Below are 26,651 nucleotides of genomic sequence, written 5' to 3'. Positions count from 1 at the left end.
GGATGCGTCACACGAACTTTTAAGATAAAGCCTGGCGTAGATGCTTTGCAGGGACCATACCCAGAGTTTTTTTATCATGAACAAACAAGGTGCTATAGCATGGCTTTAATGCAAATTGCAGAACCTGGCATGACTGCTGATCCGCATCAGCGGCGGCTGGCTATCGGGATTGATCTGGGAACTACCCATTCTCTGGTAGCTTCCGTTTTGTCTGCGCTGCCAACGGTCATGCGTAATCATGACGGGCAATATTTGTTACCCTCGGTGGTGCGTTACTGCGAAGACGACAAGGTGGTTGTGGGTTATCCGGCACAGGCAGCGGCGGGGCAGGATCCCCATAACACCATTGCTTCGGTCAAGCGTTTTATGGGGCGTGGTCATAAAGACGTTCCACTCCTGGCCGGGCATCTACCCTACGATCTGGTCCCCGCTGAAGGTATGATTCGTCTGCGCACGCGTGCGGGTGAAAAGTCCCCCGTTGAGGTTTCTGCAGAAATTCTTAAGGTGCTGAAAGAGCTGGCAGTGGAAACGCTGGGGTCTGAGCCCGAGGGTGCCGTCATCACCGTACCTGCCTATTTTGACGAGGCGCAGCGGCAGGCGACCAAAGATGCTGCCCGTCTCGCCGGTTTGAATGTTTTGCGCCTGCTGGCCGAGCCTACGGCGGCGGCGGTGGCTTATGGACTCGATAAAAAAAGTGAAGGTCTTTTTGCTATTTATGATCTCGGCGGCGGCACTTTTGATATCTCCATTTTACGCCTGCAGGCGGGGGTGTTTGAAGTGCTGGCAACTGCCGGCGATACGGCCCTGGGTGGCGATGACATGGATCATGCCATTGCCGAATGGCTGATGACGGAATGTGGCACGCAGCTCGATGATCCACTCTGGCGTCGACAAGTTCTGCAGCAGGCGCGGCAGGGCAAAGAAGCACTGACAGATCAGGAGCAGGTTCAAATTGCGCTGGATTCTGCGCAGGGTGTCTCCCAAGTCATCAGTCTGAGCCGGGTGCAGCTTGAAACCCTCATTCAGCCTGTTCTGCAGCGCACCCTTCCGGCCTGTCGGCGCGCCCTTCGTGATGCGGGTCTGAAAGTGGCGGATGTAGATGGTGTAGTGCTGGTGGGAGGGGCAACCCGAGTTCCAGCCCTGCGTAGTCTGGTGGCCGAATTTTTTCAGCAGCCCGTATTGACCGATATTGACCCTGATCAGGTTGTGGCTTTGGGTGCGGCCATCCAGGCCGATGCGTTGGTGGGCAATCAACGCGAAGATTTACTGTTGATGGATGTTCTGCCCCTTTCATTGGGTCTGGAAACCATGGGCGGGTTGGTGGAAAAAATTATTCCCCGGAATACGCCTATCCCCGCTGCCAAAGCCCAGGAGTTCACGACTTTCAAGGATGGTCAGACGGCCATGAGTATTCATGTGCTCCAGGGGGAGCGGGATCTGGTGCAGGATTGTCGTTCTCTGGCGCGTTTCAGTTTGCGGGGGATCCCCCCTATGGTGGCTGGGGCTGCCCGAATTCGGGTTACTTTTCAGGTTGATGCCGATGGCTTGTTGACGGTGTCGGCAGAAGAAACTAGTACGGGAGTGCGTTCTGAAGTGCTGGTTAAACCCAGTTTTGGCCTGAATGACGAGGAAATTGCCCGCATGCTCCTGGATTCTTTTGCGCATGGGGCTGATGACGTAGCGCATCGGCGTCTTTCTGAAGCGCGGGTGGAAGGGGAAAGGGTGCGCGAAGCCTTGCAAAGTGCCTTATCGGTTGATGCTGCCTTGCTGCAAGCCGATGAAAAAGCCCAATTGGATGTTGCCAGTCAGCATTTAGAGCGGTGCCTGGCAGGCAGTGATGCAGATGCCATCAGTAAAGCCGCTGAGGCTGTGGAAGCTGCCGCCGAACCTCTGGTGCAGCGACGCATGGATAGTGCCTTGCGGCGGGCTATTGCCGGCCGTTCCATAGATGATCTGGGAGAGTGAATGACTAAAATACAAGTACTACCCAATGCTGAACTTTGCCCCGAAGGGGCAGAGTTTGAGGCGGAGCCGGGGGAAACCATTATTGCTGCGGCCATGCGCAACCATATAGCGATTGAGCATGCCTGTGAAATGTCCTGTGCCTGTACGACCTGTCATGTCATTTTGCGGGAAGGTTTTGACAGTCTCGAAGAAGCCGAAGAAAAAGAGGAAGATCTTCTCGATAAGGCCTGGGGTCTGGAGCCTACTTCGCGCCTGAGTTGTCAGGCCAAAGTGGCGGAAACCCCTCTGGTCATTGAAATACCCAAGTACACCATCAATCTGGAAAAGGAGCGGCACTGATGCATTGGGGCGATACCATGGATATTGTTTTCGCGCTGGATGAAGCACATCCCGATGCGGATGTGCAATTGCTCCGGTTCACGGATTTGCATCGCTGGATTGTGGAACTTACAGATTTTGATGATGATCCTGAAAAGTCCAGCGAAGGGGTTCTCGAAGCCATCCAGATGGCCTGGCTGGCAGAGCGGGACTAAGGACAGATTAACATGGCGGCGCCCAAGGCATTGGTGGCACTTTCCGGCGGTGTGGACTCAGCGGTAGCTGCGATTCTCATGCAGGAACAAGGCTATGACCTGATCGGCGTCACCATGCGCCTGTGGCCGAAAAGTCGTTGTTGTGACGAAAAAGATATTGAAGACGCAGCCGAAGTCTGTGCGCAACTCAATATCCCCTATCAGGTTCTGGATTACCGCGAGGCTTTTCGCCAGCAGGTTGTGGACGTGTTTGTGGCAGAATATCAGGCGGGGCGAACGCCCAATCCTTGTGCCCGCTGCAATCAGTTTCTCAAGTTCGATGCCCTGTTGGAAGAAGGTAAAAAGCTGGGTGCCACGATTCTGGGTACGGGTCATTATGCCCGTCTTCAGGAAACACCTTCCGGGATGGCTTTACTGCGGGGTGAGGACGCAGCAAAAGATCAGTCCTATTTTCTGTTTGCTCTGAATGCGGGTCTGCTGCCACAGTTGCGTTTTCCGGTGGGTGAAATGAATAAGGACGCAGTTCGGGCCATAGCCCGGCGGCACGGTTTGCCGGTGGCGGCCAAGCAGGACTCTCAGGATATCTGTTTTGTTCCCGACGGAGACTATCGGCGTTTCCTGGCGGATTATGCCGGCCTTGATATGGAGCAGGAAGGGGAGATGGTCGATAGCAGCGGTCAAGTGATCGGGCATCATTCCGGAACCCTGAATTTTACCGTAGGACAGCGCAAAGGTCTGGGTGGCGGCAGTGGTCAGCCGCGCTACGTGCTGGCCCTGGATCCGGTTCGTAATCAGGTGCGAGTCGGTAGCGAAAATGAATTGTATCAGCCTCAGGCCTATTTGCAGGACTGCAACTGGCTGACGCCCCTGTCTGCGTCAGATGAACACCCTGTGACCGTCAAGTTGCGGTATCGCTCGCCCCCGGAGCCGGGGCTGTTGCTCCTGAAGGAAGATGGTCATGCCGAAATTCGCTTTCATGAAGCACAACGGGCCATTACCCCCGGTCAGGCGGCGGTGTGTTATCAGGGCGAGCATCTGATCGGCGGTGGCTGGATCAGTAGCGCCCATGGTGTTTGATTGTTAAGGAGAATCAATATATGTCTGCAGATTCAAAAACCAATTCGATGATTTATCGTCATCTCGGCCGAAGCGGTTTACAGGTTAGTCTCTTTTCTTTGGGCTCCTGGGTCACCTTCCATAACCAGGTAGATGCTTCAGGCGTTCGGGAAATGATGGCGATGGCCTGGGATGCCGGGGTCAATTTTTTCGATAACGCAGAAGTATATGCTAACGGTGAAAGTGAGCTGTTAATGGGCAAGGCTCTGAAAGAGCTAGCCTGGAATCGTCTTGATTATGTGATTTCCAGTAAGTTTTTTTGGGGGTTGAAACCGGTTGGTGGCAAACAGTCCAGGATCAACAGTCAAAATACCCTCAACCGGAAATATTTAATGCAGGCTATTGATGGCAGTCTGCAGCGTCTCAAACTGGATTATCTGGATCTTATATTCTGTCATCGCGCTGATCCGCATACCCCTGTTGAGGAAACGGTTTGGGCGATGCATAACATTATCGAACAGGGCAAGGCGCTTTACTGGGGAACCAGTGAGTGGAGTGCTGATGAAATTCGTGCTGCCTGGGAAATTGCCGAGCGCCATCATTTGCATAAACCGGTGATGGAGCAGCCACAGTACCATTTGTTCCATCGTCAGCGTGTAGAAAAGGAATATGCCAGATTGTATAACGACATAGGTCTTGGTTTGACCACCTGGAGCCCGCTGGCCTCAGGGCTTTTGACGGGTAAATATGTTGAAGGAATTCCTGATGGTAGTCGTGGTGCCATGCAAAATATGGCATTTCTACAGGAAGAATTACTGGATCAGCAAAAAAATCATGCCGTGGCTCAATTGCAGGAAATTGCTCACTCATTGGATTGTAGTGTCGCACAATTGGCTTTAGCCTGGGTGGCTCATAATCCCAGAGTCAGCACGGTTATTCTTGGAGCATCTCGTCCTGAACAATTACAAGAAAATCTGGCTGCACTGGATGTTCTGAAGAAGCTTAATCCGGAAACGGTAGATAAGATCGAAGGTTTGACGGCGAAATTTGCCGATTAACTCATTTTATTCTCGTATTTATGTTTATATTCTGATAAAGTTCGCTTGCCGTCATGATACAGTCTATATGATGGTCCTTTGCATTGGTCCCCACCTTGAGAAGCGTCTGCCCAGACTGACGCCCTAGCGGCGAGGCCGGTGTTTTTTTGGAGTAAATCCCATGTCGTCTGATTTTGCATCTCTCGGTCTTTCCGAGCCCATTTGGCGTGCCGCAGCGGAACGCGGTTATACCACCCCCACACCTATTCAGGAACAAGCCATACCGGTGGTCATGTCAGGCGTGGATTTGCTGGCTGGCGCACAAACCGGCACAGGTAAAACTGCTGCTTTTGCCATGCCGATTCTCCACAAACTGGCCGCCACGTCGGAAACTGCGTTTCATGGTCCCTCCAGCGTCCGGGCCCTGGTGTTGGTCCCTACCCGGGAATTGGCTGCCCAGGTAGAAGAAAGTGTGCAGCTTTACGGAAGGAATTTGTCTTTGCGCTCCCTGATTCTGATTGGTGGCGTCAAAATCAATCCACAAATGCAGAAGTTGCGACGCAGTGTGGACGTTCTGGTGGCCACACCAGGGCGCCTTCTGGATCATATTCAGCAACGCAGCGTGGACTTGTCCCATGTCGAGATTCTGGTTCTGGATGAAGCAGATCGTATGCTGGATATGGGTTTTATCCGGGATATTCGCCGTATTCTTGCGGTGTTGCCCAAAAAACGTCAGAACTTGTTGTTTTCTGCGACTTTTTCGCCGGAAATCAGAACACTGGCTGACGGCCTCCTGAATAATCCGGTCAGTGTCGAAGTAGCCAGTCGTAACGCCACTGCCGATACGGTCTCCCAGCGCTTTTTGGCGGTAGATCAGGAGCGTAAAAGAGAACTCCTGACCCATCTTATTGGTGAACATCAATGGCATCAGGTGCTGGTGTTTACACGGACCAAGCATGGTGCGGATCGTCTGGCAAAGCATCTTTCTCAGGGAGGGATGCAGGCCATGGCCATTCATGGTGATAAAAGCCAGGGTGCCCGTACTCGTGCGCTGGCTGAATTCAAGGAAGGTAAGGTGCGGGTGTTGGTGGCTACGGATATTGCAGCCCGTGGTATTGATATCAATGAATTACCTCATGTGGTGAACTTTGAACTGCCGCATGTGCCGGAGGACTATGTGCACCGTATTGGGCGTACCGGCCGTGCCGGTAATAATGGTCAGGCAGTTTCTCTGGTCAGCGTCGATGAACGTAAACAGTTATCGGACGTAGAAAAGCTTTTGAAACGTTCTTTTACCAAGGAAACCATTGTGGGATTCGAGCCCAAGCAAAACTTTTCCAGCCACTCGCATGCGCCGCATGAGCGCCGTCCGGCCGCGCCCGGCGCTCAGCGCCGAGCACCTTCACGTCCGGCTGGTGGCGGGAATCGGTTTCGGGATAGATAAAATCTGCTAACAACTGTTGCTGGACAGTATCTGTCCGGTTTTTCGGCTTGGCAGACCCCCCGCTGATCAGTCACAATGCCCAGGGAAGGGGCGTCAATCCGAGAAAAGGCAGACATGGAAGAAGAGAAGATTTCCTCTGCACGCATTCTGGTCGTTGAGGATGAAGAGGGTATTCAGGAATTGTTGCGGGTTGCCCTGAAGCGTCAGGGTTTTGAGGTGCGTTGCGAAGGCAGTGTTGAATCCGCTGAGCCAGCACTACAGAGTTGGGCGCCTCAGCTCGTTATTCTGGACTGGATGCTACCGGGTGAAAACGGTCTTGCCTGGTGTCGGGCCTTGCGGCGTTGTGAAGAAACTCAAAAACTGCCGATCATTCTTCTGACTGCCCGAGGTGAGGAAGGGGATAGGGTGCATGGCCTGGAATCGGGGGCAGATGATTATCTGGCCAAGCCCTTTTCACCGCGTGAGCTGGTGGCCCGCGTCAACGCCTTGTTGCGCCGCAGTTATGGTAATAATGCTGCCGGTGTGGTGAAGCTGGGTGAGTTGCATGTTGACCTGCGCGCGCATCGGGTTTACGTCAAAGATGTCCAGTTGCATCTGGGCCCCACAGAATTTCGTTTGCTGCGCTTGTTTGTCACCAATCCAGATCGGGTTTTTTCTCGCGACATGTTGTTGGATCAGATTTGGGGCCGACAAAGTTTTATCGAAGAGCGCACTGTCGATGTCCACATCCGCCGTTTGCGACGGGTTCTTGATGAATACGGCCACGCGCCCTTGATTGAGACGGTTCGTGGTGAGGGTTATCGATGTAGTGCAGTGGTCGGTGGCGTATGAACATGGCACCACATAAGATTCTGAACTATCCCCCTTTGTTTTTGTGAAAACTTTACGCGCCTGGTTTTATCCGCTGGCCATATGGGCACTGATTCCTCTTTTTCTGGCCGCAGACAGTTTACGTGCCTGGTCTTATTTACCTCCTGTGATCATCGCCTTGATTCTGGCGATCTGGGTTGCCTGGCATCGGCAACAATCCCAGAGTTTCAGTGCCTGGTTCCGTAATCCCGATACCCATCTTCCCCCCCTCGCTGGAGGCCTCTGGGAGGAAACCTTTGCCGACGGTTATCACTGGCGGCGGGACCAGGAGGCCCGACAACGTCAGTTAAGTGCCCAGATTCTTCAGCTACGCGACGCACTCCAGGCAATGCCAGACGTGGTAGTCCTCATGGATGAGCGCGGCCAGTTGGTTTGGGTTAATCCTTCAGGTATTCGCCTCTTGCAATTGCAATGGCCGGATGATGTTGGCAAACCCCTGGCTTTCTGGTTGCGTACTCCCAATCTGCGGGCATTTTTAAGCGGTGAGGGTCCTTCGAGTTTGCAACTGGCTGCGCCATCAGATGCCCAGTTGCTTTTGGAGGGGGTCCGTTATCCTTTGGCTGATGCCGGAGCGTTGGTGATTTTTCGGGATGTGACCCGCATTCGCCAACTGGAGCTGGTGCGCCAGGATTTTGTGGCCAACGTCTCCCATGAACTGCGCAGTCCGTTGACTGTTGTGCGGGGCTTCCTTGAAAACTTGCTGGATGGTCCGCTGGCCGAAGACGAAGAAGTCGGCAGCCAGTTGCATTTGATGGAGCAGCAAACCCTGCGGATGCAATCCCTGGTTGAGGATTTGCTTTCACTGGCGCGTATGGAGGCGGCTGAAGCCGAACCAGAGTGCTGTGATACTGTCATTTTCAGTGCGCTGATTGAGGGTGTGCTGGACACGCTCAAGCCCAATATATCCGAAAAAAGACTGAAAATTCACACGCAGCTGGACGAGACTCTGGCTATTTTTGCGGAGCAGGTAGACTTGACCAGTATTATCCGTAATCTCCTTGAAAATGCTATCAAGTACACCCCCGCCGGGCGCAGCATCAGCATCAGCTGGGGCCGTGGTCCTGATATGCTCAGGCTGATGGTGCAGGATACGGGAGATGGTATTGCTGCAGAGCATCTGCAAAGGATTACGGAACGTTTTTATCGGGTGGACAAGGGAAGATCCCGGCGGATGGGGGGGACAGGTCTGGGACTTGCGATTGTTCGTCATGCTGTAGAGCGTTACCAAGGCCATTTGGAAGTACATAGTGAAATTGGCCAGGGAACGGTATTTACCGCACAGTTTCCCTTGTCTCTGGCGCGTAGTGGTGCCAGCGGTGTAGATCTGTCATAAAACGGTAATAAAACCCTGCTATTGTAGACTGTCTATGCAGTAGGCTTCACCACGGAAGGTTGCGTATCAATTTGAAAATTAAAAATGAATACAATACTCGTCGGTGTCAGTGTGCTGCCGAAAATATTTCAGTTTGCCATGAGTCCTGCGATGAGTGGCAAAATCTTGCCTGGGCGGGCGCGTTAATGGCCACCCTCGCCGTGTTTGTTTTGAGCCTTGGATCACGTTTTCTTATTAAAGACAGGAGCCCGCGTTAATGTCGGAACTTCAAAATACCAAAATTGCTGTTCGCCACCTGGATTTTTACTACGGCAGTAATAAATCTCTCAAGGATATCAATCTGGAGATGCCGGAAAAAAAGGTTACTGCTTTCATCGGTCCTTCGGGTTGTGGCAAGTCGACCTTGCTACGGGTATTTAACCGGATGTATTCACTTTATCCCGGGCAACGCGCTACCGGTGAGGTATTGCTGGATGGGGAAAATATTCTTTCCCCCAGTATGGACGTCAATATGTTGCGCGCCAAAATCGGCATGGTGTTTCAAAAGCCGACGCCTTTCCCGATGTCGATTTACGATAATATAGCCTTCGGCATTAAACTCTACGAAAAACTCCGCAAGGTGGAAATGGATGAGCGGGTAGAGCAAGCGCTGCGTCAGGCCGCTCTCTGGGATGAGGTCAAGGATAAACTCAAGACCAGTGGTTTGGGTCTTTCCGGGGGGCAACAGCAACGTCTGTGTATTGCCCGCGCTGTTGCGGTAAAACCGGAAGTGATTTTGCTGGATGAGCCCACTTCCGCTCTCGACCCGATAGCTACCCTGAAAATTGAAGAACTGGTCAGTGAATTGCGCAATCAGTTCACCATTCTCATTGTGACCCACAATATGCAGCAGGCCGCGCGCGTGTCTGATTACACGGCCTTTATGTATATTGGTGAAATGGTAGAGTTTGGCCAGACTAACCAATTATTTACCAATCCGGCCAAGAAGCAGACGGAAGATTACATCACGGGTCGTTATGGTTAAGGAGAACTGAACATGGATAAAGATCAGCATATTTCCCAACGTTTCAATGATGATTTGAACGAAGTACATGAGCTGGTTCTGGCGATGGGTGGCGTCGTTGAAGAACAAATCAGCAATGCCATTCGCGCGTTGCAGACCGGGGATAATGACCTGGCCCGGGAAGTGGTAGCCCGGGATCATGAGGTCAATGGTTATGAAGTACGGATTGAGGAAGAATGTATCAATATCCTCGCAATGCGCCAACCGGCGGCCTCGGACTTACGTCTGGTCATGACGCTCATCAAAAGTATTGCTGATCTCGAGCGCATGGGCGATAAAGCCAGCAAGATTGCGGATATGGTGTTGGCCATGGGGCATGGGACGCGCAATTCCAACCCGGCCTTCATGCGCGATGTGGGCGTCATGGCAGATTATGCGCTGAATATGCTGCGCCGTGCCATGGATGCCCTGGCTCGGGCAGACGCTGAACAGGCTATTGCCATTGCCAAGGGGGACGAGGTCCTCAATCAGGAATACCGGTCTGCCCTACGTCGTCTGATTACCTACATGATGGAAGATCCACGCACCATTACTCCAGCTATTGATGCCCTGTTTATTGCCAAGGCCATAGAGCGTATTGGCGACCATGCCCGCAATATTTGTGAATATGTGATTTATCTTGCCAAGGGCAAAAATGTCCGGCATCTTCCCTTGGATCAGGTAGAGCAAAGCCTCCAGGGGAAATAATCATGTCGGAACCCATGACCACTGCAGTATTGGAAAATTATTTGGCAGCAGTGGATCTGGGTTCCAATTCTTTTCATATGGTGGTGGCGGAAGAGCTGGGTTCAGAAATTCGTTTGCTTGACCGCCTGCGGGAAGGCGTGCGTCTTGCCGAAGGATTGCGGGAGGATGCGACGCTGGATCCGCTTATCGAAAAACGGGCGCTGGATTGTCTGGCACGTTTTGGTCAGCGCCTTCGTGGTATTCGTCCCGAGCGGGTACGCATCATTGGTACCAACACATTGCGCCAGGCGAGTGCTGCCGAGGGTTTTGTGCAGGCTATTGAAACCACTCTGGGTTTTCCTCTGGAAATTGTTGCCGGTCGTGAAGAGGCACGACTGGTCTATCTGGGGGTCGCGCACAGCCTGGCGGTAGATGCGGATGAACGACGTCTGGTGGTGGACATCGGTGGGGGCAGTACCGAAGTCATTGTGGGTCAGGGATTTGTTCCGAATAATCGTGAGAGTCTTCATTTTGGTTGTGTAGGCTCCAGCCGCGCTTTTTTCCCGGATGAGCTGATTACCACTGCGTCCTGTGAACGCCTTGAAAAAAAGGTGCGTATGGCCGTAGAGCCGATGCTGGATGAATTTACCGGCCATGGCTGGGATCAGGCAGTAGGTTCTTCAGGGACAGTCAAAGCCATAAACCGGATTCTGGTCGAGAATGGTCAGGGTAGCCGTATTACCCGCAACGGTATGTACTGGTTACGCGAGCAAATTCTGCAGTTGGGATCGGTGCGGGCCTTGTCCCGTCTGAAAGGTTTGAAGTCGGATCGTGCCGCTGTATTTGCGGGTGGATTCATGATTCTTTTCGCCTTGTTTGAGGCCTTGAATATTCAGGAAATGCGCTTTTCAGAGGGTGCGTTGCGGGAAGGTGCCATTTATGACCTGCTCGGCCGGATTCACCAGGAAGACACCCGCGAACTCAGTATTCACAGTCTCCAGGAGCGCTTTCACAGTCAAACCGCGCGCAATCGTGGGGTGGCTGCCTGGGCTGACCAGTTTTTTGCGGCAGCGATGGCGAGATGGTCTTTGCATGGTGCTCATCGGCAATGGCTGCAGTGGGCGGCGTTAACCCATGATATTGGGCTGGATATTGCCCATTCCGGCTTCCACAAGCACGGCGAATATATCTGGCGAAATGCCGATTTGGCGGGGTTTTCCCGCAGGGAGCAGGGCGTTGTGGCAGCATTGCTGCGAACCCAGCGCAAGCGGCTTCCGCATCTGCAGTTCTATTCTACCTTGGGTGTTGCGGCTGAAGATCTGCTCGCTGTTCAGCGTCTGGCGGTGTTACTGCGTCTCGCTATTGTTTTCCATCGCGGCGCGCAAATTTCGGGGACTGCACCCGCCTTGCAAGTGAATGACAAAGACCTGCGTCTATCCCTTCCAGAGCATTACATGGATGAAATGCCCCTGCTTTTTGCGGATATTGAGCAGGAACAGGAAAATATGGCCCCTGATTTCCATCTGCATTGGTAAGAGGATACCTCCATCGAATTCCTGAACCCGCTGTTGCACTGGCTGCATCTGCAACCGATTACTCTGAGCGTTATCAAGGAATTTCTCCGCCAGTATGGGTATTGGATACTATTTATCGGGACCTTGCTGGAAGGCGAGGCGGTAGTCATTATTGCCGGGGCGCTTGCCCATGCCGGCGTGCTGGATTTACCCGTGGTCATTGCCGTTTCCTGGCTGGGAAGCACGATTAATGATCAGGTTTTGTATCAGGTAGGTTCGCGCTATGGAGAACGGATTCTTGACTGGCTACCCAATTTTCTCAAGCGCCATGTTACCCGGGCAGAGGGATTAATTAGACGCTTTGGTGATTGGGTGACGCTGTTGTTTCGCTTTATTTACGGGACCCGAACCATCACCCCGATACTCCTGGGTGTTCATCATTATCCACCCCGACGCTATCTGGTCATGAATCCACTGGCTGCTGCTGTCTGGGCGGGCGTCATCGCCGGTATCGGTTATGTTCTCGGGGCTTCTTTGCAAAGCCTGCTGAATGGTGTACGCCAGGTGCAAATCATTTTGTTGCTGCTGCTGTTCGTGGGTGCTCTGCTTTACTGGTTTTGGCATCGCTGGAATAAATCCAAAACCGGTAGTTAGCATGGCTGCTTTGCTGCCGACCAAGGCCCGAGTGCAGGATCCAGTCTTGCTCTGGTGGGGCAACTTGTGATAAAACGCGCTGGGCTTTGCCCTAATACGCACACGTAGCCTGAGAGGATTTCCGGGTGTCCGCAAGGATGGAATCCTCGGCCGCGTGGTGGATCTTAACCCTATGAAAACTGGAGAAATCTCTATGAGCAGCAATGTAAGCATGCGTGCCCTGCTGGAAGCCGGCGTGCACTTTGGTCATCAAGCCCGTTACTGGCATCCCAAAATGGCCCCTTACCTTTTTGGTGAGCGCAATCGCATTCATATTATCAATCTTGAACATACTTTGCCCATGCTCCGTAGTGCGCTGGCTTTTATTGAGCAGGTGTCGCGCAAACACGGTCGTGTTCTTTTTGTGGGTACCAAACGCCAGGCGCGTGAGGCTGTAGAGCAGGAAGCCCGTCGTTGCGGCGCTTTTTTTGTGAACCAACGCTGGCTTGGCGGTACCCTGACCAACTTTAAAACCATTCGTCAGTCTATTCGTCGTCTGGACGAGCTAGACCAGATGACAGCCGATGGCACTCTCGAAAAGCTGACAAAAAAAGAAGGCCTTACCCTGTCGCGTGAGCGTGACAAACTGGAACGCAGTCTTGGCGGTATCAAGGAAATGAATGGTCTGCCCGATGCCATTTTTGTGATTGATGTGGGTCATGAAAATATTGCGGTGCTGGAAGCGCGCAAGTTGGGTATTCCGGTTATCGGCGTGGTCGATAGCAACTGTGACCCGTTGCTGATTGATTACCCCATTCCAGGTAACGATGATGCCACCCGTGCTATCCGTCTTTACGCTTCGCTGGTGGCCGATGCCATTTTGGCCGGTCGGCAGGGTGGTGAAGCGGATTTGCTCGATGAATTCGTCGAAGTGGACGAGGAAACCATTGAAATTGACGCCGATTAACGCATTCACCACATAACCAAGGAGTTTACATGGCTATTAGTGCACAACAGGTTAAAGAACTGCGTGAGCGCACCGGCGCCGGCATGATGGAATGCAAAACCGTTCTCACGGAAGCGGACGGTGATATGGAAGCGGCTATTGATTTGCTGCGCACCCGTGGTTTGGCCAAGGCCGATAAGAAGGCCAGCCGGGTGGCGGCGGAGGGCGTCATTGTTACTGCGCTGAGTGCAGACCAGAAGCAGGGCGTGGTTCTGGAAGTGAACTGCGAGACCGATTTTGTGGCCAAGAATGATGATTTTCTGGCCTTGGCCAAGGATTGTGCCGGGCAGGCTCTTCAACAGGGCCTGAAACAAATAGAGGCGCTGGTGGCGGATGCGTCTATTGAAGAGCGACGCAAGACCCTGGTCAGCAAGCTCGGCGAAAATATCAGTTTGCGGCGTTTGCAGCACTTGCAGGTTAAGGAAGGCGTGGTTGGAGCCTATATACATGGCAGTCGTATCGGGGTGATAGTGGCGCTGGAAGGTCAGGCGGCTACGGAAGAACTCGGTAAGGATGTGGCCATGCATGTGGCTGCAGCCCGTCCGGAAGTGGTTCGTCCTGATCAGGTATCTGCAGAACGTCTGGCACGAGAAAAGGATATTCTGGTCGCCCAGGCCGCTGATAGTGGCAAGCCAGCTGATATTGTTGAAAAAATGATATCCGGTCGGCTTAACAAGCTGGTCAACGAAATTGCGCTGACCGGACAGCCCTTTGTGAAAGATCAGGATAAAAGCGTGGGGCAGTTGGTCAAGGGTTTTTCGGGAGTGGAAGTCGTCGAATTCATCCGTTTTGAGGTGGGTGAAGGGATCGAAAAAGCGCCTACGGCTGACTTTGCCAGTGAAGTGATGGCCCAAGTCCGGGGGTCCTGAATGACCACTCCCCTGTACTCACGTGTTCTCCTGAAGCTCAGTGGGGAGGCCTTGATGGGGGATGGGCAGTATGGCGTCGACCGCGAGGTCGTACGCCGTATGGCTCGTGAAATCAAGGAGGTGGTCTCTTCTGGTGTGCAGGTCGCCATTGTCATTGGTGGTGGCAATATTTTCCGGGGGATGGCCAAGGCTGCCGAGGGTATGGACCGTGCCACTGCTGACTATATGGGGATGCTGGCGACGGTAATGAATGCTCTGGCGGTTCAGGATGCTCTGGAGCATTTGGGCCTGCCGACGCGGGTGCTTTCCGCCCTGCATATAGAGCAGGTCGCGGAACCTTATATCCGTAGGCGTGCCATACGCCATCTGGAAAAAGGTCGGGTAGTGATTTTTGGCGCTGGCACGGGTAATCCTTTTTTTACCACGGATACAGCCGCCAGTTTGCGGGCTGTTGAAATCAATGCCGAGTTGGTTCTGAAAGGCACCAAGGTGGATGGCGTGTATACGGATGATCCGGTCACTCACCCCGAGGCCATGCGTTACCGTGAACTGTCTTACAATCAGGTTCTGGAGCAGAATCTTCAGGTGATGGATGCGACAGCGATTACCCTTTGTCGTGATAATGACATGCCCATCATCGTTTTTTCCATTAACAAATCCGGCGCATTGATGCGGGTAATGCTGGGTGAAGAGGAAGGCACCTCGGTGCGTAGAGAGGTTCCATGAGTATTCAGGAAATCAAAAAAGACGCCGAAACCCGGATGAAAAAAAGCATCGAATCCCTCAAGGGGGAGTTGACGCGTTTGCGTACTGGTCGCGCCAGTGCTGGCTTGCTGGATCATGTGATGATTGATTATTACAATGCTCCCACCCCACTGGCCCAGGTGGCCTCGGTTTCCGTAGCCGATGCCCGCTCTCTGGTAGTGACACCCTGGGAAAAAAACCTCATCCCTAAAATTGATAAAGCCATTCGCGATGCTGGACTGGGGCTGAATCCGGTAGCCAGTTCGGACAATATTCGTGTACCTCTGCCAGCACTTTCTGAAGAGCGGCGCAAGGAAATGGTGAAAGTGGTCAGGCAGGAGGGCGAAGGTGCCCGAGTGGCCATTCGTAATATTCGTCGTGACAGTATTTCTCAGGTCAAGGACCTTCATAAGCAAAAACTCATTTCCGAAGACGAAGAACGTCAGGCAGAAGAGGCTTTTCAGAAGCTGACTGATCGCTTTGTGGATGAAGTAGATGCCGTGGTGGAGGCCAAGGAAGCTGATCTCATGGAGGTCTGAGTATTATGGCTGTACTGCCTGGATCAGAAGCCCCCAAGTTCCCTCGCCATGTTGCGGTCATTATGGATGGTAATGGCCGCTGGGCGTATCGTCAGCATTTACCCCGTGTGGCCGGTCATCGACGAGGGGCTGAAGTGGTCCGGGAGATGGTTCAATCCTGTGTAGACCTGGGTATTCCCCATCTCACTCTCTTTGCGTTTAGCACTGAAAATTGGCGGCGGCCTCCTCTGGAAGTGCGTCTGCTCATGAATCTATTCCGCTTGCTCCTGAAGCGTGAAGCCCGTAAGTTGCATGAAAATGGGGTGCGCTTACGGATTATCGGTGATCGCAGCGCGCTGGAACGGGATATCCGTCAGTTGATTGAAGAGGCTGAAAATCTCACCCGGAATAATACCCGTTTGCAACTCAACCTCGCAGTAAATTACGGTGGACGTTGGGATGTTGTCCAGGCTACACGCGCTGCAATTGCTGCGTTTCAGTCTGCAGATTTGAATCTGCAGGATCTCGGCGAGCAGGATATTGCCCAACATTTGAGTCTGGCCGATGGCCCCGAGCCGGATTTGTTGATTCGTACGGGTGGGGAAGAACGCATCAGTAATTTTCTGGTCTGGCAACTGGCGTATACAGAGTTCTATTTTACCGACACGCTCTGGCCGGATTTTGATCGCGCTTCTCTGGAACATGCACTGCATTCTTTTGCGCATCGTCAAAGGCGTTTTGGACGTACTGGTGATCAGATCCTGGAGGGCGATTGCTCCGTCAGCGACTGATCACCGCCGCCTTTTTGTTGCTGCTGGTTTTTGTCCTGATTTTTCAGGCTTCCTCTCAAATTTTCCTGGCTTTTTTAATGCTGCTCGCCTTGTTTGCCGGACAGGAATGGGGTCGTCTAAGCTTATTCTCCAAGCCCTTTGCCCTGCTTCTGGGGCTGTCGCTTGCGCTGCTTTTGCTGCTGCCGCTTTGGTTAAAAAACCTGATCGGCCCCCTGTTGGCGGATATTTCGGTGGTAGCTTGGCTATTATGGGCGGTGCTGATGCTTGCTGTGTCACCCAGCATGCTACACAGAGCTTCACTTTGGCAGCGTCCGCTTACGGGTTTCCTGCTGTTGCCGGCTTTTTTGCCGGCTTTCTGGTTTGCCTTGCAACTTCAGCGTCAGGCCCCCCATCAACTTTTGTGGGTGATTTTGATGATCAGCGCAGGAGATGTTGGCGCCATGACTTTTGGGAAATTGTGGGGACGGCGGCGGCTGATCCCGCAGGTCAGCCCGGGTAAAACCTGGGAAGGCCTGTTGGGTGGCTTGCTTGCCAGCGCCATTGTGGGCACACTGGGCGCATGGATCTGGCTGGGGGCTCACCCTCTCGTATTATGCTCAGGGGCTTTGCTGGGAGTGGTGACAGCAATATTTGCAGTCATTGGTGACCTGGCAGAAAGTTATCTTAAACGCCGCGCAGATCGTAAGGATAGTGGGCAATTACTGCCAGGACACGGTGGTTTGCTTGACCGTCTGGATAGTATCAGCGCGGGTATCCCGGTTTTTGTAGCCGGGCTTTACTATCTGGGTTGGTGGAAATGACAAGAGGCATCTGCATACTCGGAGCCACGGGCTCCATTGGAAAAAGCACCCTGGATGTGCTTTCACGTCATTCTGATGTATTCCGGGTGGTGGCCTTAACGGGTAATCAGCGTGTTGCGGAGATGCTGGCACTCTGCAAAATCCATCAACCCGAACAGGTCGTGATGGTGGCGCCTGATGCCGCACAACAATTGCGGGTGCTGTTACGTGATGCCGGTCTTAAACAGATAAACGTAGAAAGTGGTCCCGAGGCATTGACAGCTGTTGCCGGAATGGACGGTATTGACGAGGTAATGGCCGCAATTGTCGGAGCAGCTGGCCTTTTGCCCACTCTAGCTGCAGTGGAAGCCGGCAAAAAGGTGTACCTGGCCAACAAGGAATGTCTGGTGATGGCGGGCAAGCTGTTTATGGACCGGGTGCGGGCGTGTCAGGTGACCCTGCTGCCTATTGATAGTGAGCATAATGCCGTTTTCCAGTGCTTTGCCGATGGGCGAGGGGTGCGCCGCATCCTCTTGACGGCTTCTGGCGGTCCTTTCCGGACCTGGCCTTTGGAGCGTCTCGCGGGAGTGACTCCGGATCAGGCCTGTGCACACCCCAACTGGGTGATGGGCCGGAAAATTTCTGTAGATTCAGCGACGATGATGAACAAGGGGCTGGAAGTGATTGAAGCCCATTGGCTGTTTAATCTTCCTGCAGAACAAATTGATGTGCTCATCCACCCCCAAAGTATTATTCATTCCATGGTGGAATACGTAGACGGTTCGGTGTTGGCCCAACTGGGTAATCCGGACATGCGTACGCCCATTGCCCATGCCCTGGCTTACCCGGAGCGCATTGAAAGTGGGGTGTCCTCGCTGGATCTGGCCAAGACCGCAGATTTGCAATTTGAAACCCCTGACCTGCAACGTTTCCCTTGTCTGGCTTTAGCTTTTTCAGCACTTAAAGCGGGTGGTGCTGCAGCTACCGTTCTCAATGCCGCCAATGAAGTAGCGGTTCAGGCTTTTCTGGATGAGGTTTTACCTTTTGCCCGGATTGCTGCCGTTGTGGAAAATACCCTGGCCGAATTGCAACCTGCAGCACCCGATGAACTGGATGCCGTTCTGGCTATTGATCAGCAGGCCAGAGTGATAGCCAGTAAGCATCTGCGCCGTTATGCTGAATCCGCTTTGGCCTGATTTCGGGTTACTGTGCACATACTCGAAACCATAGGCGCTTTTATTCTTGCAATTGGCATTTTGGTGCTGATTCATGAATCCGGACATTTCTGGGTCGCCAAATTCATGGGCGTGAAGGTGCTGAAATTCAGCATCGGCTTTGGTCCTGCTCTGATCAGTCGGCGTTGGGGCAAGGATCGCACCGAATATGTCATCGCCGCGTTACCTTTGGGTGGTTACGTCAAAATGCTCGGTGAACAGGCCGGTGAAGAAGTAATGCCTGAAGACCGTTCACGGACTTTTGAGCAACTGGCCCCCGGCAAACGCTTTCTCATTGCCCTGGCCGGTCCTGCAGCCAATCTCCTGTTTGCGATCATTGCTTATGCCGGGGTTGCCTGGATTGGTATTCCCGGGCTGGCCCCCATTATTGGACTGGTGAATGATCATTCCCTGGCTGCTCAGGCCCATTTGCAGCCGGGGCAACGCATTACCTCCCTGAATGGGCAGCAGGTATACACCTGGGAAGACATGCGCATGGGTTTGTTGTCGGCCGCCATTGCCCGGGTGCCAGCACATCTTGAGACTACCAAGCAGGGCAGATTGACAACCCATACTCTGCCTTTACAAAGCCTGAAGGCAGATTCTGTGGGGCCGGACTTTGTTGGCAAGATCATCGGAATGGAGCCTTACCTGCCAGCAACTGTGGGAGCGGTCGAAGCCAAAAGTCCGGCCGCCCAGGCCGGACTGGTTGCTGGCGATCGTATTACCGGCATTGATCATCATCCTGTCCCGAGCTGGGAGAGTCTGGCCCGTCACATTGAAGCGCATCCAGACAAAACGGTGGAGATGACCTACCGGACGACTGCGGGGATCAGCAAAACCATTCAGATCAAACCACAATTGTTTCTCGACAAGGCGGGAAAGGCGATTGGCAGGATCGGTATTGTCATGGCGCCCCTGCCCAAGGATCTCATCGTTATACGCCAGCGGGGACCGCTTGAGGGATTGATCTATGGTGCGCGCAGTACCTGGCAGATGTCCTGGATGACGGTGGAGATGATCGTTCGGATGGTGCAAGGTTTTGTTTCGCCGGATAATATCAGCGGGCCTATTAGCATTGCCGAATTTGCGGGGCAGTCGGCGCAGGCTGGCATGGCGCCATTTCTGTCTTTTCTGGCTTTGGTCAGCATCAGTTTGGGTATCCTCAATTTGCTCCCTATTCCCATACTGGATGGTGGTCATCTGGTGTTTTACGCCCTGGAAATGGTACGGGGTAAGCCGCTTTCGCCGGCGGTGGTGCAAAAAGCCCAACAGATCGGTATAGTGCTGCTTCTGATGCTGATGTCCTTCGCTTTTTACAACGATATTACGAGATTGATGACTCCGTGAAAAAATTCAGCCTGACTTCACCTTCGCCTCTGGTTCTTGCCTCGGGTATTGCCTGTTTAGCGGCCGTTTGGACAGCTCCAGCCTGGGCATTTACACCCTTCACTGTGAAAAACATAGAGATAAGAGGACTGCAGCACATTGCTCCCGGGACGGTCTATAACTACCTGCCCATTCATATCGGTGAAGAAGTAGATGACCAGAAAGCGCAGCAGGCGATTAAAGATCTTTACTCTACTGGTTTTTTCAAAGATGTGACCATTGCCCGTTCGGATGACAATTTGTTGGTGGTCGTCCAGGAACGTCCGATCATTGCCAGCATCAAGACGCACGGCATCAAGGCTTTTTCCAAAAAAGAAGTGGAAGGAACCCTGAAAGGCATCGGTTTGGTTGACCGTCATATTTTCAATCAGTCCCTTCTTGACGAGGTCGTACATGGACTGCAGCAGCAGTATGAAGGTATGGGTTATTACAATGCGAAAATTCATGCCAAGGTGGAGAAACTGCCACGTAACCGCGTAGCCATTTATCTGGATGCCAACGAGGGAGAGCAGGCTACCATCAAGCAGGTGACCATAGTCGGTAATCACGCTTTCAGTGAAAGTCGGCTGCGTGGGCTTTTCGATATTGGTGCCCCTGACGCCTTCTCATTTTTTACCAAAAATGATCGTTATTCTCAGGAGAAATTGATGAAGGGCCTGGAAGCCCTGCACAATTTCTACCTGGATCGCGGCTATCTGAATTTTGATATTGAATCCAATCAGGTACAGGTCACACCAGATCGTCGTTTTGTCTATATTACGGTTAATGTGCATGAAGGACCGGTTTATCATGTGAAGTCGGTGAATTTGACAGGTAATCTGGTGATTCCCAAGCCGGAGCTGGAAAAACTGGTGGAAATTCATCCAGGTGAAGTATTTTCCCGGGCAAAAATCAATGACACCAATAGTGCTATCGCCAACAAGCTGGGTGATCTGGGTTATGCTTTTGCCAATACCACGCCGGTGCCGACGGTAGATGAAAAAACCCGTGAAGTGGCTCTGAATTTTGAAGTGGACCCAGGGCGCAAAGTATACATTCGCCGCATTGAAATTACCGGCAATGATCGCAGTCGGGACTATGTAGTCCGGCGCCAGTTCAGGCAGATGGAAGGATCTCTTTATAATGGCGCGCAAATCAGGCGTTCCAAGGAGCGCCTCCAGCAGACCGGTTTTTACGACAAAATCGACACTAAAACGGTTCCGGTTCCCGGGCATCCTGATCAGATGAATCTGGATGTGCATGTCAGCGAGCGGCCAACGGGCAGTTTCAGCCTGGGTGTAGGTTACTCCAATGCGCAGGGTATTTTGTTTAATGGTTCCATCAGCCAGAACAATTTTATGGGTACCGGAAATGCGCTGTCTTTTTCGGCCAACGTGGGCGGATTGGGCACAGCATTCAACCTGTCTTATACTGATCCTTATTTTACTCCGGATGGTATCAGTCTGGGTGTTAATCTTTATCGGAATGATACCAATCTTTCCAGTCTTGCTGTCGCGCCCTATCAGGAAATTGACTATGGTGCCACGGGCACGCTGGGCATACCCATCATGCAGTATGTCTATGACTATATGTCCTTGGGCTATAGTAATACGACCATTAATCTGACTTCAGACAGTTCGCAAATTTATAATTCTTACGTAAATACTTTCGGAAATACGGCCACCGCTGTCACTGTAGGCAACAGCCTCGTTTATGACAGTCGCAACTCGCCCATATTCCCGACCAAGGGGTTTTATGGCAGCTTAGATCTGAAAGCGGCTGTTCCTCCAGGAAAATTGAAGTGGTACAAGGCCGAAGTCAAGGCTGACTATTATCATCCTATTACCTCCTGGTTAACCGGCGGGCTCAGTGGGCGATATGGTTTCATAAACGGTTATGGTGGCAAGCCAGTTCCCTTCTTTAATAACTATTATTTGGGTGGGCCCACGACCTTGCCGGGTTACCAGACATATTCCCTGGGCGAACAAATTGATGGTTATCCCGTCGGAGGTACACGGGAGTTATTGTTTAACGCCAGTTTGTACTTTCCGTTACCAGGCCTGGCAGATAATCATAATTTCCGGATGTCTCTCTTTGCCGCCAGTGGTTGGGTTTATGGGGTGCAGTCCTACCTCGGTGGTGCAAACAGTACCAATTATTTCCCCAGTCTGGGTGAGATGCGCACAACGGCTGGCGTGGGCTTTCTGTGGATCAGTCCTCTCGGGCCTCTGCGCCTGTCCCTGGCGATTCCCCTGGACAAGAAGCCGGGAGATCTTACCCAACCCCTACAGTTCACTGTGGGTAACAACTTCTGATGCCCCGGTGATATGGGTATGATGCGTCAGTTACTTCTGGGTCTAGGTTTGTTGCTGTTTGCCGGGATAGCCTTTGCGGACCCCATGAAAATTGGCTTTGTCGATCTTGATAAAGCCTTGCGTGAGCTTCCAGAAGCGCAAGTCGGCGCGGCGAACCTCAATAAGCAGGTGGAGGCGAAGCAAAAGGAAATTGAAGCAAAGCGCCAACAGATAGATGCTTTTCAGAAATCGCTGGAAAAAGATTTTCCGCATTTGAATAACGCCCAGCGACAGGATCGCGAAGCACAATTGCAAAGTATGATTCTCAGTCTTCAGCAATTTCAGCGCCAGGCTCAGGATACGCTCAACTATCAGCGCAATCAGATCCTCAAGAATATTCAGACCCAACTGGTCAAGGTGGTCAGTCAAATTGGTCGTGCCGGGCATTATACGGTCATCCTCAATGATAAGTCAGTGTTGTATGTCAGTGGTGCCATTGATTTGACCGGGCAGGTGGTAGCAGCGATGAACAGCACGATGAGTGCGGCAAAGTCCGCAGGTAAAAAATAATGAGAGCAGCCAGCACGCATCGTCTCCAGGAACTTGCACAACACATCGCTGGAGAAGTGCGCGGCGATGCGGAATACCTGATTACCGGCATAGCCCCTCTTGATACCGCCGAGGCCGGGGATATTACTTTTTTCCAGGCGAGCAGCTTGCGTAGCTGTTTGCAGTCCAGTCAGGCTGGTGCCGTTATTCTCAGCCCTGAATCTGCCGATGATTTTTCTGGGAACTGCATTGTTGTCAAAAATCCCTATGCGGCTTTCGCTAAAATCATGCAGTACCTGTTTCCTGTAGCCCGGCATGAACCGGGTATTCATCACAGCGCTCAACTGGATCGGAATGTGCAGATCCATCCTGAGGTACGCATGGATGCTTTCGTCAAGGTGGATTCGGGGGCGCAGATCGCGGCGGGAGTTTGGTTGGAGGCAGGCGTATTTGTGGGCGCTGACGTTCAGATAGGGGCAGGAACCCATGTTTATCCGGGTGCGAAAATCTATTCTGGTTGCCGCATTGGCGAACGTTGTGTTCTCCACGCGGGTGCGGTCATTGGTGCCGATGGCTTTGGGTTTGCGGAAGAAAACGGAAAATATCTGAAAATTCCCCAGATAGGCGGGGTGTTGATTGGCAATGATGTGGAGATAGGTGCCAATACCTGTATTGATCGTGGTGTTCTGACCGACACGGTCCTTGCCGACGGGGTCAAGATCGATAATCTGGTGCAAATCGGTCACAATGTGCAAATAGGCGCGCATACCGTTATTGCCGGCCAAACGGGCATAGCGGGCAGTACCCGTATTGGCAGTCATTGCCGGATTGGCGGGCAGGTTGGCGTTACCGGACATGTTGATTTAGCAGATAACTGCGTGATTGCCGGACAAAGTGCTATTACCCATTCCTTGCGCAGTCCGGGGGTTTATTCGGGAGTGGTCCCAGCCCATGAAATTACGCGTTGGCGGCGCATTGTTGCCCGCTTTGACGGGCTGGACACCTTGTTCCGGCGGGTAAAAACTCTGGAGAAAAAATCTGCGCACCATGCATCATTTGACGGAGAGCCATTTCATGGGGAATGAACTGAATATTCAGGATATTATGAAGCGATTACCGCATCGCTATCCTTTTTTGCTGGTGGATCGCGTGCTTCATCTGGAGATCGGAAAGTCGTTGCGGGCAGTTAAAAATGTCACCATGAATGAGCCCTTTTTCCAGGGGCATTTTCCGGCCATGCCCGTCATGCCAGGGGTTTTGATTATTGAGTCCCTGGCCCAGGCCGCTGCTCTGCTGGCTTTTGTTTCGGAAGACAAATATGGTGAAAATGCCGCCGTGTATTTTGCCGGTATTGATAAGGCCCGCTTCCGCAAACCGGTCACTCCAGGCGATCGCCTGGAACTTCTGGCTAATGTCAGTCGGCGTCGCTCAGGAATGTGGCAAATGGAAACCCAGGCATTGGTGGATGGTCATGAGGTGGCTTCGGCCCTGTTGCTGGCAACGCTTAGGGAAACCGCTTCATGAGTGTGGATATTCACCCTACGGCCATTGTCGATCCAAGTGCCATTGTTGGTTCCGGTTGTAAAATTGGTCCTTACGCAGTGATAGGTGCCAATGTGGAGCTGGGCGATCACTGTCAGATTGGTGCGCATGCGGTACTGGAAGGTCCGACCAGGATCGGTAGTCAAAATCATATTTTTCAGTTCGCTTCGGTGGGGACAGCCCCACAGGATTTAGGGTACAAGGGCGAGCCTACGTCACTGGAAATCGGGTCGCACAATACCTTGCGGGAATTCGTGACGGTTAATCGCGGCACGGTGAAGGGTGGCGGTATGACGCGAATTGGTAGCCACAATCTGCTCATGGCCTATTGTCATGTGGCCCATGACTGCCGCATCGGCGATCAGGTGGTGATGGCCAATGCAGCGACTCTGGCCGGACATGTATGCATTGAAGATCATGCTATTCTGGGTGGCCTTTCTGCCGTCCATCAATTTGCACGCATTGGTTCGCACGCTATTTTGGGTGGAGGGACTATGGCGCCCCTGGATATTCCACCCTATATGATGGCTGCCGGAAACCATGCCAGTCTTCATGGTATTAATGTGCGTGGTCTGGCCCGGCGTGGCATTTCCCGCGAGACTATTTTGCAAATCAAACGCGCTTACAGAATTTTGTTCCGCTCTGGACAGCGCCTGGATGATGCTATGGAAGAGCTGCGCCAGCGTGGTCTTGATGCCCCGGAAATCGCCCATTTACTGGATTTCATCCAGAACAGTAAGCGAGGAATTACCCGACCATGAAAAATCTCAAAACAGCCGTGATCGGTGTGGGTCATTTAGGCCGCTTTCATGCCCAGAAATATGCAAATTTGTCCGATCTGCAAGGCGTTTATGACGCCAATCCCGATCGTGCTGCTGAAGTGGCCCAGGAATTGGGTTGTCGGGCTTTTGACAGTATTTCTGAGCTGCTGGCTTCAGTAGAGGCCATATCCATAGCGACTCCAACTTCAACCCATCATGCGGTGGCTGAAGAAGCCCTGCGTGCGGGAGTGCATTGTCTGGTTGAAAAGCCGTTCACACTGGATATTCCGGAAGCAGATGCCCTGATTGCCCTGGCTCAGGAACGTCAACTGGTTCTGGCTGTGGGTCATATCAAAAGAGTGCATCCAGCTATTCGCTATTTGCGTCAGGCGGGTTATGGCACCCCTCGTTACCTGGAGGCAGAGCGTTTGGCACCGTTCAAACCCCGTTCTCTGGATATTGATGTCATCATGGATCTCATGATTCATGATCTTGATCTGACCTTACTGCTGACCGAGGCCGAACCTGTTGATGTGCGCGCGGTAGGCGTTGCTGCGGTGACCGACAAGGCCGACATGGCTAATGCCTGGATCACTCTCAGTAATGGTACCGTGGCGAACCTTGCGGCCTCCCGGGTGGTTCGCGAACCGGCCCGGCGCTTGCGGATTTTCTGGCAGGACCGTTATGCTTCTGTGGATTTTATCCAGAATACCCTGCACATTTACCATCGCGGAGAAGGGGCCGTGCCGGGTATTCCTGGTGTTCGGGATGAAGCCGTCAGCTTGGGCAAAACCGATGCCCTGGCCGCAGAAATTGAAGATTTTCTGGGTGCGGTGCTTCATCAATCTCCGGTATTTTGTGATGGTACGGCGGGTCGCCGGGTATTGGCGGCAGCGCTGCAAGTACGCAAGGCGGTGGATGGTTTTCTTTCCCGATGAGGGATGGACCAGACCCAGTGAATGGATTTTTAAACAGGATATCAATACATGAGTCATAGTACAGCCATTCCCATGGTCGATTTGCGCGCCCATTTTCAGCCACTGCGTGAAGAAATTCTTGCCGGATTGGGAAAAATTCTGGATCAGGCGGGTTTTATCCTCGGAGAACACGGTCGTGCTCTGGAACAGGATGTGGCCCAACTCTGTGGGGTAGCACACGGGGTGGGCTGTGCGTCGGGAACAGATGCGTTGTTGCTGGCGCTGCGTGCTTTGGAGATTGGGCCGGGGGATGAGGTCATTGTGCCTACCTTCACCTTTATTGCTACGGCAGAAGCGGTCCTTTACGTAGGCGCCAAACCGGTCTTTGTAGACGTGGACCCGCAAAATTATGTGCTGACCGTGCCACTCATTGAAGCGGCCATCACAACCCGCACCAAAGCCATTATTCCCGTTCATCTTTATGGCCTGCCTGCCGATATGCCCGCGATCATGTCTTTGGCGCAGCAGTATCATCTGAAGGTCATTGAAGATTGTGCCCAGGCTATTGGGGCCAGTATTCATGGGCGTGCGGTGGGAAGCTTTGGTGATATCGGCTGTTTTTCCTTTTTCCCCAGCAAAAATCTTGGCGGTGCCGGTGATGGCGGCATGGTGGTGACCAATGATCCGGAACTGGAAAAACAATTACGGGGCTTGCGCAATCATGGTTCTTGGCAGACTTATCATCATGATGTGCTGGGTTATAACAGTCGTCTGGATGAAATGCAGGCATTGATTTTGCGCACGGAATTTCCGCATCTTTCTACTTTTAATGCGGGTCGTCAGCAGGCTGCTGCCTGGTATGCCGGGCATCTGGCGGGTCTGGATCTGCAGTTGCCCCATGCACCAGAAGGTTATCAGCATGTATATCACCAATATACGATTCAGCTGGAGTCACGGGATGCGGTAAAGGCCGCCTTACAGGCTGAGCACATTGCCAGTGCCATTTACTACCCCATTCCCGGTCATCGCCAGAAAATGTTTGGTGATCAGCCTCAAGGTCATTGTCCGGTAGCGGACCAGCTGGCCGAGCGGGTTTTGTCCTTGCCCATGTTTCCCGAGCTGCAAGAGGTGCAGGTTGCCCGGGTGGCAGAGGTGATTCGCCGCACTCTGAAGGATTAAAGCATT

General features: G+C 52.7%; 27 protein-coding genes. All 27 read left to right on the top strand.

Translation table 11 applies throughout. The features are described from left to right. The first annotated feature begins 99 nt into the window (after nucleotides 1–99). The 27 genes from hscA (at nucleotide 100) to HAP95_RS03200 (ending at nucleotide 26,645) form a co-directional block, all read left to right on the top strand. Complete coding sequence (gene hscA / locus HAP95_RS03330) at nucleotides 100–1,965, top strand: Fe-S protein assembly chaperone HscA (protein ID WP_215882947.1); 1,866 nt, start codon at nucleotides 100–102, stop codon at nucleotides 1,963–1,965. Beyond that, nucleotides 1,966–2,304 carry an ISC system 2Fe-2S type ferredoxin gene (fdx, locus tag HAP95_RS03325; RefSeq protein ID WP_215882946.1) on the top strand — a complete coding sequence of 113 codons (339 nt, stop codon included), beginning with the start codon at nucleotides 1,966–1,968 and terminating at the stop codon, nucleotides 2,302–2,304. Then, nucleotides 2,304–2,498 carry a Fe-S cluster assembly protein IscX gene (gene iscX / locus HAP95_RS03320; protein ID WP_215882945.1) on the top strand — a complete coding sequence of 65 codons (195 nt, stop codon included), beginning with the start codon at nucleotides 2,304–2,306 and terminating at the stop codon, nucleotides 2,496–2,498. The genes fdx and iscX overlap by 1 nt, the downstream gene beginning before the upstream one ends. Nucleotides 2,499–2,510: 12 nt before the next feature. Further along, nucleotides 2,511–3,575 (top strand): tRNA 2-thiouridine(34) synthase MnmA, encoded by a 1,065-nt coding sequence (gene mnmA / locus HAP95_RS03315; RefSeq protein ID WP_215882944.1) that lies wholly within the window; start codon nucleotides 2,511–2,513, stop codon nucleotides 3,573–3,575. A 20-nt stretch (nucleotides 3,576–3,595) separates the two neighbouring features. Beyond that, nucleotides 3,596–4,612: a potassium channel beta subunit family protein gene (locus tag HAP95_RS03310; RefSeq protein WP_226832504.1), complete on the top strand. Its 1,017-nt coding sequence runs from the start codon at nucleotides 3,596–3,598 to the stop codon at nucleotides 4,610–4,612. Nucleotides 4,613–4,772: 160 nt separating this feature from the next. Continuing rightward, on the top strand, nucleotides 4,773–6,035 hold the full coding sequence (locus HAP95_RS03305; protein ID WP_215882943.1) for a DEAD/DEAH box helicase: 1,263 nt from the start codon (nucleotides 4,773–4,775) through the stop codon (nucleotides 6,033–6,035). Nucleotides 6,036–6,149: 114 nt separating this feature from the next. Continuing rightward, on the top strand, nucleotides 6,150–6,866 hold the full coding sequence (gene phoB / locus HAP95_RS03300) for a phosphate regulon transcriptional regulator PhoB (RefSeq protein ID WP_215882942.1): 717 nt from the start codon (nucleotides 6,150–6,152) through the stop codon (nucleotides 6,864–6,866). Nucleotides 6,867–6,909: 43 nt separating this feature from the next. Then, nucleotides 6,910–8,238: a phosphate regulon sensor histidine kinase PhoR gene (gene phoR / locus HAP95_RS03295; RefSeq protein ID WP_215882941.1), complete on the top strand. Its 1,329-nt coding sequence runs from the start codon at nucleotides 6,910–6,912 to the stop codon at nucleotides 8,236–8,238. Between the two features lie 256 nt (nucleotides 8,239–8,494). Continuing rightward, entirely contained in the window at nucleotides 8,495–9,262 is a 768-nt protein-coding gene (gene pstB, locus HAP95_RS03290; protein ID WP_215882940.1) for a phosphate ABC transporter ATP-binding protein PstB, read from the top strand. A gap of 12 nt (nucleotides 9,263–9,274) precedes the next feature. Further along, the gene (gene phoU / locus HAP95_RS03285; RefSeq protein ID WP_193649941.1) at nucleotides 9,275–9,988 is read left to right on the top strand and encodes a phosphate signaling complex protein PhoU; all 714 of its coding nucleotides are present in this window, start codon (nucleotides 9,275–9,277) and stop codon (nucleotides 9,986–9,988) included. 2 nt (nucleotides 9,989–9,990) lie between these two features. Beyond that, nucleotides 9,991–11,502 (top strand): Ppx/GppA phosphatase family protein, encoded by a 1,512-nt coding sequence (locus tag HAP95_RS03280; RefSeq protein ID WP_215882939.1) that lies wholly within the window; start codon nucleotides 9,991–9,993, stop codon nucleotides 11,500–11,502. A gap of 33 nt (nucleotides 11,503–11,535) precedes the next feature. After that, on the top strand, nucleotides 11,536–12,135 hold the full coding sequence (locus HAP95_RS03275; RefSeq protein ID WP_226832503.1) for a DedA family protein: 600 nt from the start codon (nucleotides 11,536–11,538) through the stop codon (nucleotides 12,133–12,135). Between the two features lie 193 nt (nucleotides 12,136–12,328). Further along, entirely contained in the window at nucleotides 12,329–13,081 is a 753-nt protein-coding gene (gene rpsB, locus HAP95_RS03270; protein WP_215863404.1) for a 30S ribosomal protein S2, read from the top strand. Nucleotides 13,082–13,110: 29 nt separating this feature from the next. Next, nucleotides 13,111–13,989 (top strand): translation elongation factor Ts, encoded by an 879-nt coding sequence (gene tsf, locus HAP95_RS03265; protein WP_215882938.1) that lies wholly within the window; start codon nucleotides 13,111–13,113, stop codon nucleotides 13,987–13,989. Continuing rightward, on the top strand, nucleotides 13,990–14,715 hold the full coding sequence (gene pyrH, locus HAP95_RS03260) for a UMP kinase (protein ID WP_215882937.1): 726 nt from the start codon (nucleotides 13,990–13,992) through the stop codon (nucleotides 14,713–14,715). Next, nucleotides 14,712–15,272, top strand: coding sequence for a ribosome recycling factor (gene frr, locus HAP95_RS03255; protein WP_215882936.1), 561 nt, complete (start codon nucleotides 14,712–14,714; stop codon nucleotides 15,270–15,272). The genes pyrH and frr overlap by 4 nt, the downstream gene beginning before the upstream one ends. Before the next feature lie 5 nt (nucleotides 15,273–15,277). Further along, nucleotides 15,278–16,042, top strand: a complete 765-nt coding sequence (gene uppS / locus HAP95_RS03250) for a polyprenyl diphosphate synthase (protein WP_215882935.1) — start codon at nucleotides 15,278–15,280, stop codon at nucleotides 16,040–16,042. Beyond that, nucleotides 16,024–16,842 carry a phosphatidate cytidylyltransferase gene (locus tag HAP95_RS03245; RefSeq protein ID WP_215882934.1) on the top strand — a complete coding sequence of 273 codons (819 nt, stop codon included), beginning with the start codon at nucleotides 16,024–16,026 and terminating at the stop codon, nucleotides 16,840–16,842. Before uppS ends, HAP95_RS03245 begins: the two co-directional genes overlap by 19 nt. Next, nucleotides 16,839–18,017, top strand: a complete 1,179-nt coding sequence (gene ispC / locus HAP95_RS03240) for a 1-deoxy-D-xylulose-5-phosphate reductoisomerase (protein ID WP_215882933.1) — start codon at nucleotides 16,839–16,841, stop codon at nucleotides 18,015–18,017. The genes HAP95_RS03245 and ispC overlap by 4 nt, the downstream gene beginning before the upstream one ends. Nucleotides 18,018–18,029: 12 nt before the next feature. Beyond that, nucleotides 18,030–19,385 (top strand): RIP metalloprotease RseP, encoded by a 1,356-nt coding sequence (rseP, locus tag HAP95_RS03235; protein ID WP_215882932.1) that lies wholly within the window; start codon nucleotides 18,030–18,032, stop codon nucleotides 19,383–19,385. Beyond that, nucleotides 19,382–21,718 (top strand): outer membrane protein assembly factor BamA, encoded by a 2,337-nt coding sequence (bamA, locus tag HAP95_RS03230; RefSeq protein ID WP_215882931.1) that lies wholly within the window; start codon nucleotides 19,382–19,384, stop codon nucleotides 21,716–21,718. The genes rseP and bamA overlap by 4 nt, the downstream gene beginning before the upstream one ends. 18 nt (nucleotides 21,719–21,736) lie before the next feature. Continuing rightward, nucleotides 21,737–22,267: an OmpH/Skp family outer membrane protein gene (locus HAP95_RS03225; protein WP_215882930.1), complete on the top strand. Its 531-nt coding sequence runs from the start codon at nucleotides 21,737–21,739 to the stop codon at nucleotides 22,265–22,267. Next, the gene (gene lpxD, locus HAP95_RS03220; protein WP_215882929.1) at nucleotides 22,267–23,331 is read left to right on the top strand and encodes a UDP-3-O-(3-hydroxymyristoyl)glucosamine N-acyltransferase; all 1,065 of its coding nucleotides are present in this window, start codon (nucleotides 22,267–22,269) and stop codon (nucleotides 23,329–23,331) included. The genes HAP95_RS03225 and lpxD overlap by 1 nt, the downstream gene beginning before the upstream one ends. After that, nucleotides 23,321–23,770 (top strand): 3-hydroxyacyl-ACP dehydratase FabZ, encoded by a 450-nt coding sequence (fabZ, locus tag HAP95_RS03215; RefSeq protein WP_215882928.1) that lies wholly within the window; start codon nucleotides 23,321–23,323, stop codon nucleotides 23,768–23,770. Before lpxD ends, fabZ begins: the two co-directional genes overlap by 11 nt. Beyond that, nucleotides 23,767–24,549, top strand: a complete 783-nt coding sequence (gene lpxA / locus HAP95_RS03210; RefSeq protein ID WP_215882927.1) for an acyl-ACP--UDP-N-acetylglucosamine O-acyltransferase — start codon at nucleotides 23,767–23,769, stop codon at nucleotides 24,547–24,549. The genes fabZ and lpxA overlap by 4 nt, the downstream gene beginning before the upstream one ends. After that, on the top strand, nucleotides 24,546–25,487 hold the full coding sequence (locus HAP95_RS03205; protein WP_215882926.1) for a Gfo/Idh/MocA family protein: 942 nt from the start codon (nucleotides 24,546–24,548) through the stop codon (nucleotides 25,485–25,487). The genes lpxA and HAP95_RS03205 overlap by 4 nt, the downstream gene beginning before the upstream one ends. A 48-nt stretch (nucleotides 25,488–25,535) precedes the next feature. After that, nucleotides 25,536–26,645 carry a DegT/DnrJ/EryC1/StrS family aminotransferase gene (locus HAP95_RS03200; RefSeq protein ID WP_215882925.1) on the top strand — a complete coding sequence of 370 codons (1,110 nt, stop codon included), beginning with the start codon at nucleotides 25,536–25,538 and terminating at the stop codon, nucleotides 26,643–26,645. Nucleotides 26,646–26,651: the final 6 nt, after the last annotated feature.

This window comes from Acidithiobacillus sulfurivorans, assembly GCF_018853815.1.
GTDB classification, from domain to species: domain Bacteria; phylum Pseudomonadota; class Gammaproteobacteria; order Acidithiobacillales; family Acidithiobacillaceae; genus Acidithiobacillus; species Acidithiobacillus sulfurivorans.
This window is presented reverse-complemented; position numbering and strand designations above follow the sequence as displayed.

Bases quoted from the DNA above. Each gene is read 5' to 3' on its own strand.
- HAP95_RS03225 (WP_215882930.1), top strand. From the start codon at position 21,737: ATGATGCGTCAGTTACTTCTGGGTCTAGGTTTGTTGCTGTTTGCCGGG.
- phoB (WP_215882942.1), top strand. From the start codon at position 6,150: ATGGAAGAAGAGAAGATTTCCTCTGCACGCATTCTGGTCGTTGAGGAT.
- frr (WP_215882936.1), top strand. From the start codon at position 14,712: ATGAGTATTCAGGAAATCAAAAAAGACGCCGAAACCCGGATGAAAAAA.
- fdx (WP_215882946.1), top strand. From the start codon at position 1,966: ATGACTAAAATACAAGTACTACCCAATGCTGAACTTTGCCCCGAAGGG.
- HAP95_RS03310 (WP_226832504.1), top strand. From the start codon at position 3,596: ATGTCTGCAGATTCAAAAACCAATTCGATGATTTATCGTCATCTCGGC.
- HAP95_RS03205 (WP_215882926.1), top strand. From the start codon at position 24,546: ATGAAAAATCTCAAAACAGCCGTGATCGGTGTGGGTCATTTAGGCCGC.
- ispC (WP_215882933.1), top strand. From the start codon at position 16,839: ATGACAAGAGGCATCTGCATACTCGGAGCCACGGGCTCCATTGGAAAA.
- pstB (WP_215882940.1), top strand. From the start codon at position 8,495: ATGTCGGAACTTCAAAATACCAAAATTGCTGTTCGCCACCTGGATTTT.
- iscX (WP_215882945.1), top strand. From the start codon at position 2,304: ATGCATTGGGGCGATACCATGGATATTGTTTTCGCGCTGGATGAAGCA.
- hscA (WP_215882947.1), top strand. From the start codon at position 100: ATGGCTTTAATGCAAATTGCAGAACCTGGCATGACTGCTGATCCGCAT.
- rpsB (WP_215863404.1), top strand. From the start codon at position 12,329: ATGAGCAGCAATGTAAGCATGCGTGCCCTGCTGGAAGCCGGCGTGCAC.
- pyrH (WP_215882937.1), top strand. From the start codon at position 13,990: ATGACCACTCCCCTGTACTCACGTGTTCTCCTGAAGCTCAGTGGGGAG.
- tsf (WP_215882938.1), top strand. From the start codon at position 13,111: ATGGCTATTAGTGCACAACAGGTTAAAGAACTGCGTGAGCGCACCGGC.
- phoU (WP_193649941.1), top strand. From the start codon at position 9,275: ATGGATAAAGATCAGCATATTTCCCAACGTTTCAATGATGATTTGAAC.
- mnmA (WP_215882944.1), top strand. From the start codon at position 2,511: ATGGCGGCGCCCAAGGCATTGGTGGCACTTTCCGGCGGTGTGGACTCA.
- HAP95_RS03280 (WP_215882939.1), top strand. From the start codon at position 9,991: ATGTCGGAACCCATGACCACTGCAGTATTGGAAAATTATTTGGCAGCA.
- uppS (WP_215882935.1), top strand. From the start codon at position 15,278: ATGGCTGTACTGCCTGGATCAGAAGCCCCCAAGTTCCCTCGCCATGTT.
- lpxD (WP_215882929.1), top strand. From the start codon at position 22,267: ATGAGAGCAGCCAGCACGCATCGTCTCCAGGAACTTGCACAACACATC.
- HAP95_RS03200 (WP_215882925.1), top strand. From the start codon at position 25,536: ATGAGTCATAGTACAGCCATTCCCATGGTCGATTTGCGCGCCCATTTT.
- fabZ (WP_215882928.1), top strand. From the start codon at position 23,321: ATGGGGAATGAACTGAATATTCAGGATATTATGAAGCGATTACCGCAT.
- HAP95_RS03305 (WP_215882943.1), top strand. From the start codon at position 4,773: ATGTCGTCTGATTTTGCATCTCTCGGTCTTTCCGAGCCCATTTGGCGT.
- lpxA (WP_215882927.1), top strand. From the start codon at position 23,767: ATGAGTGTGGATATTCACCCTACGGCCATTGTCGATCCAAGTGCCATT.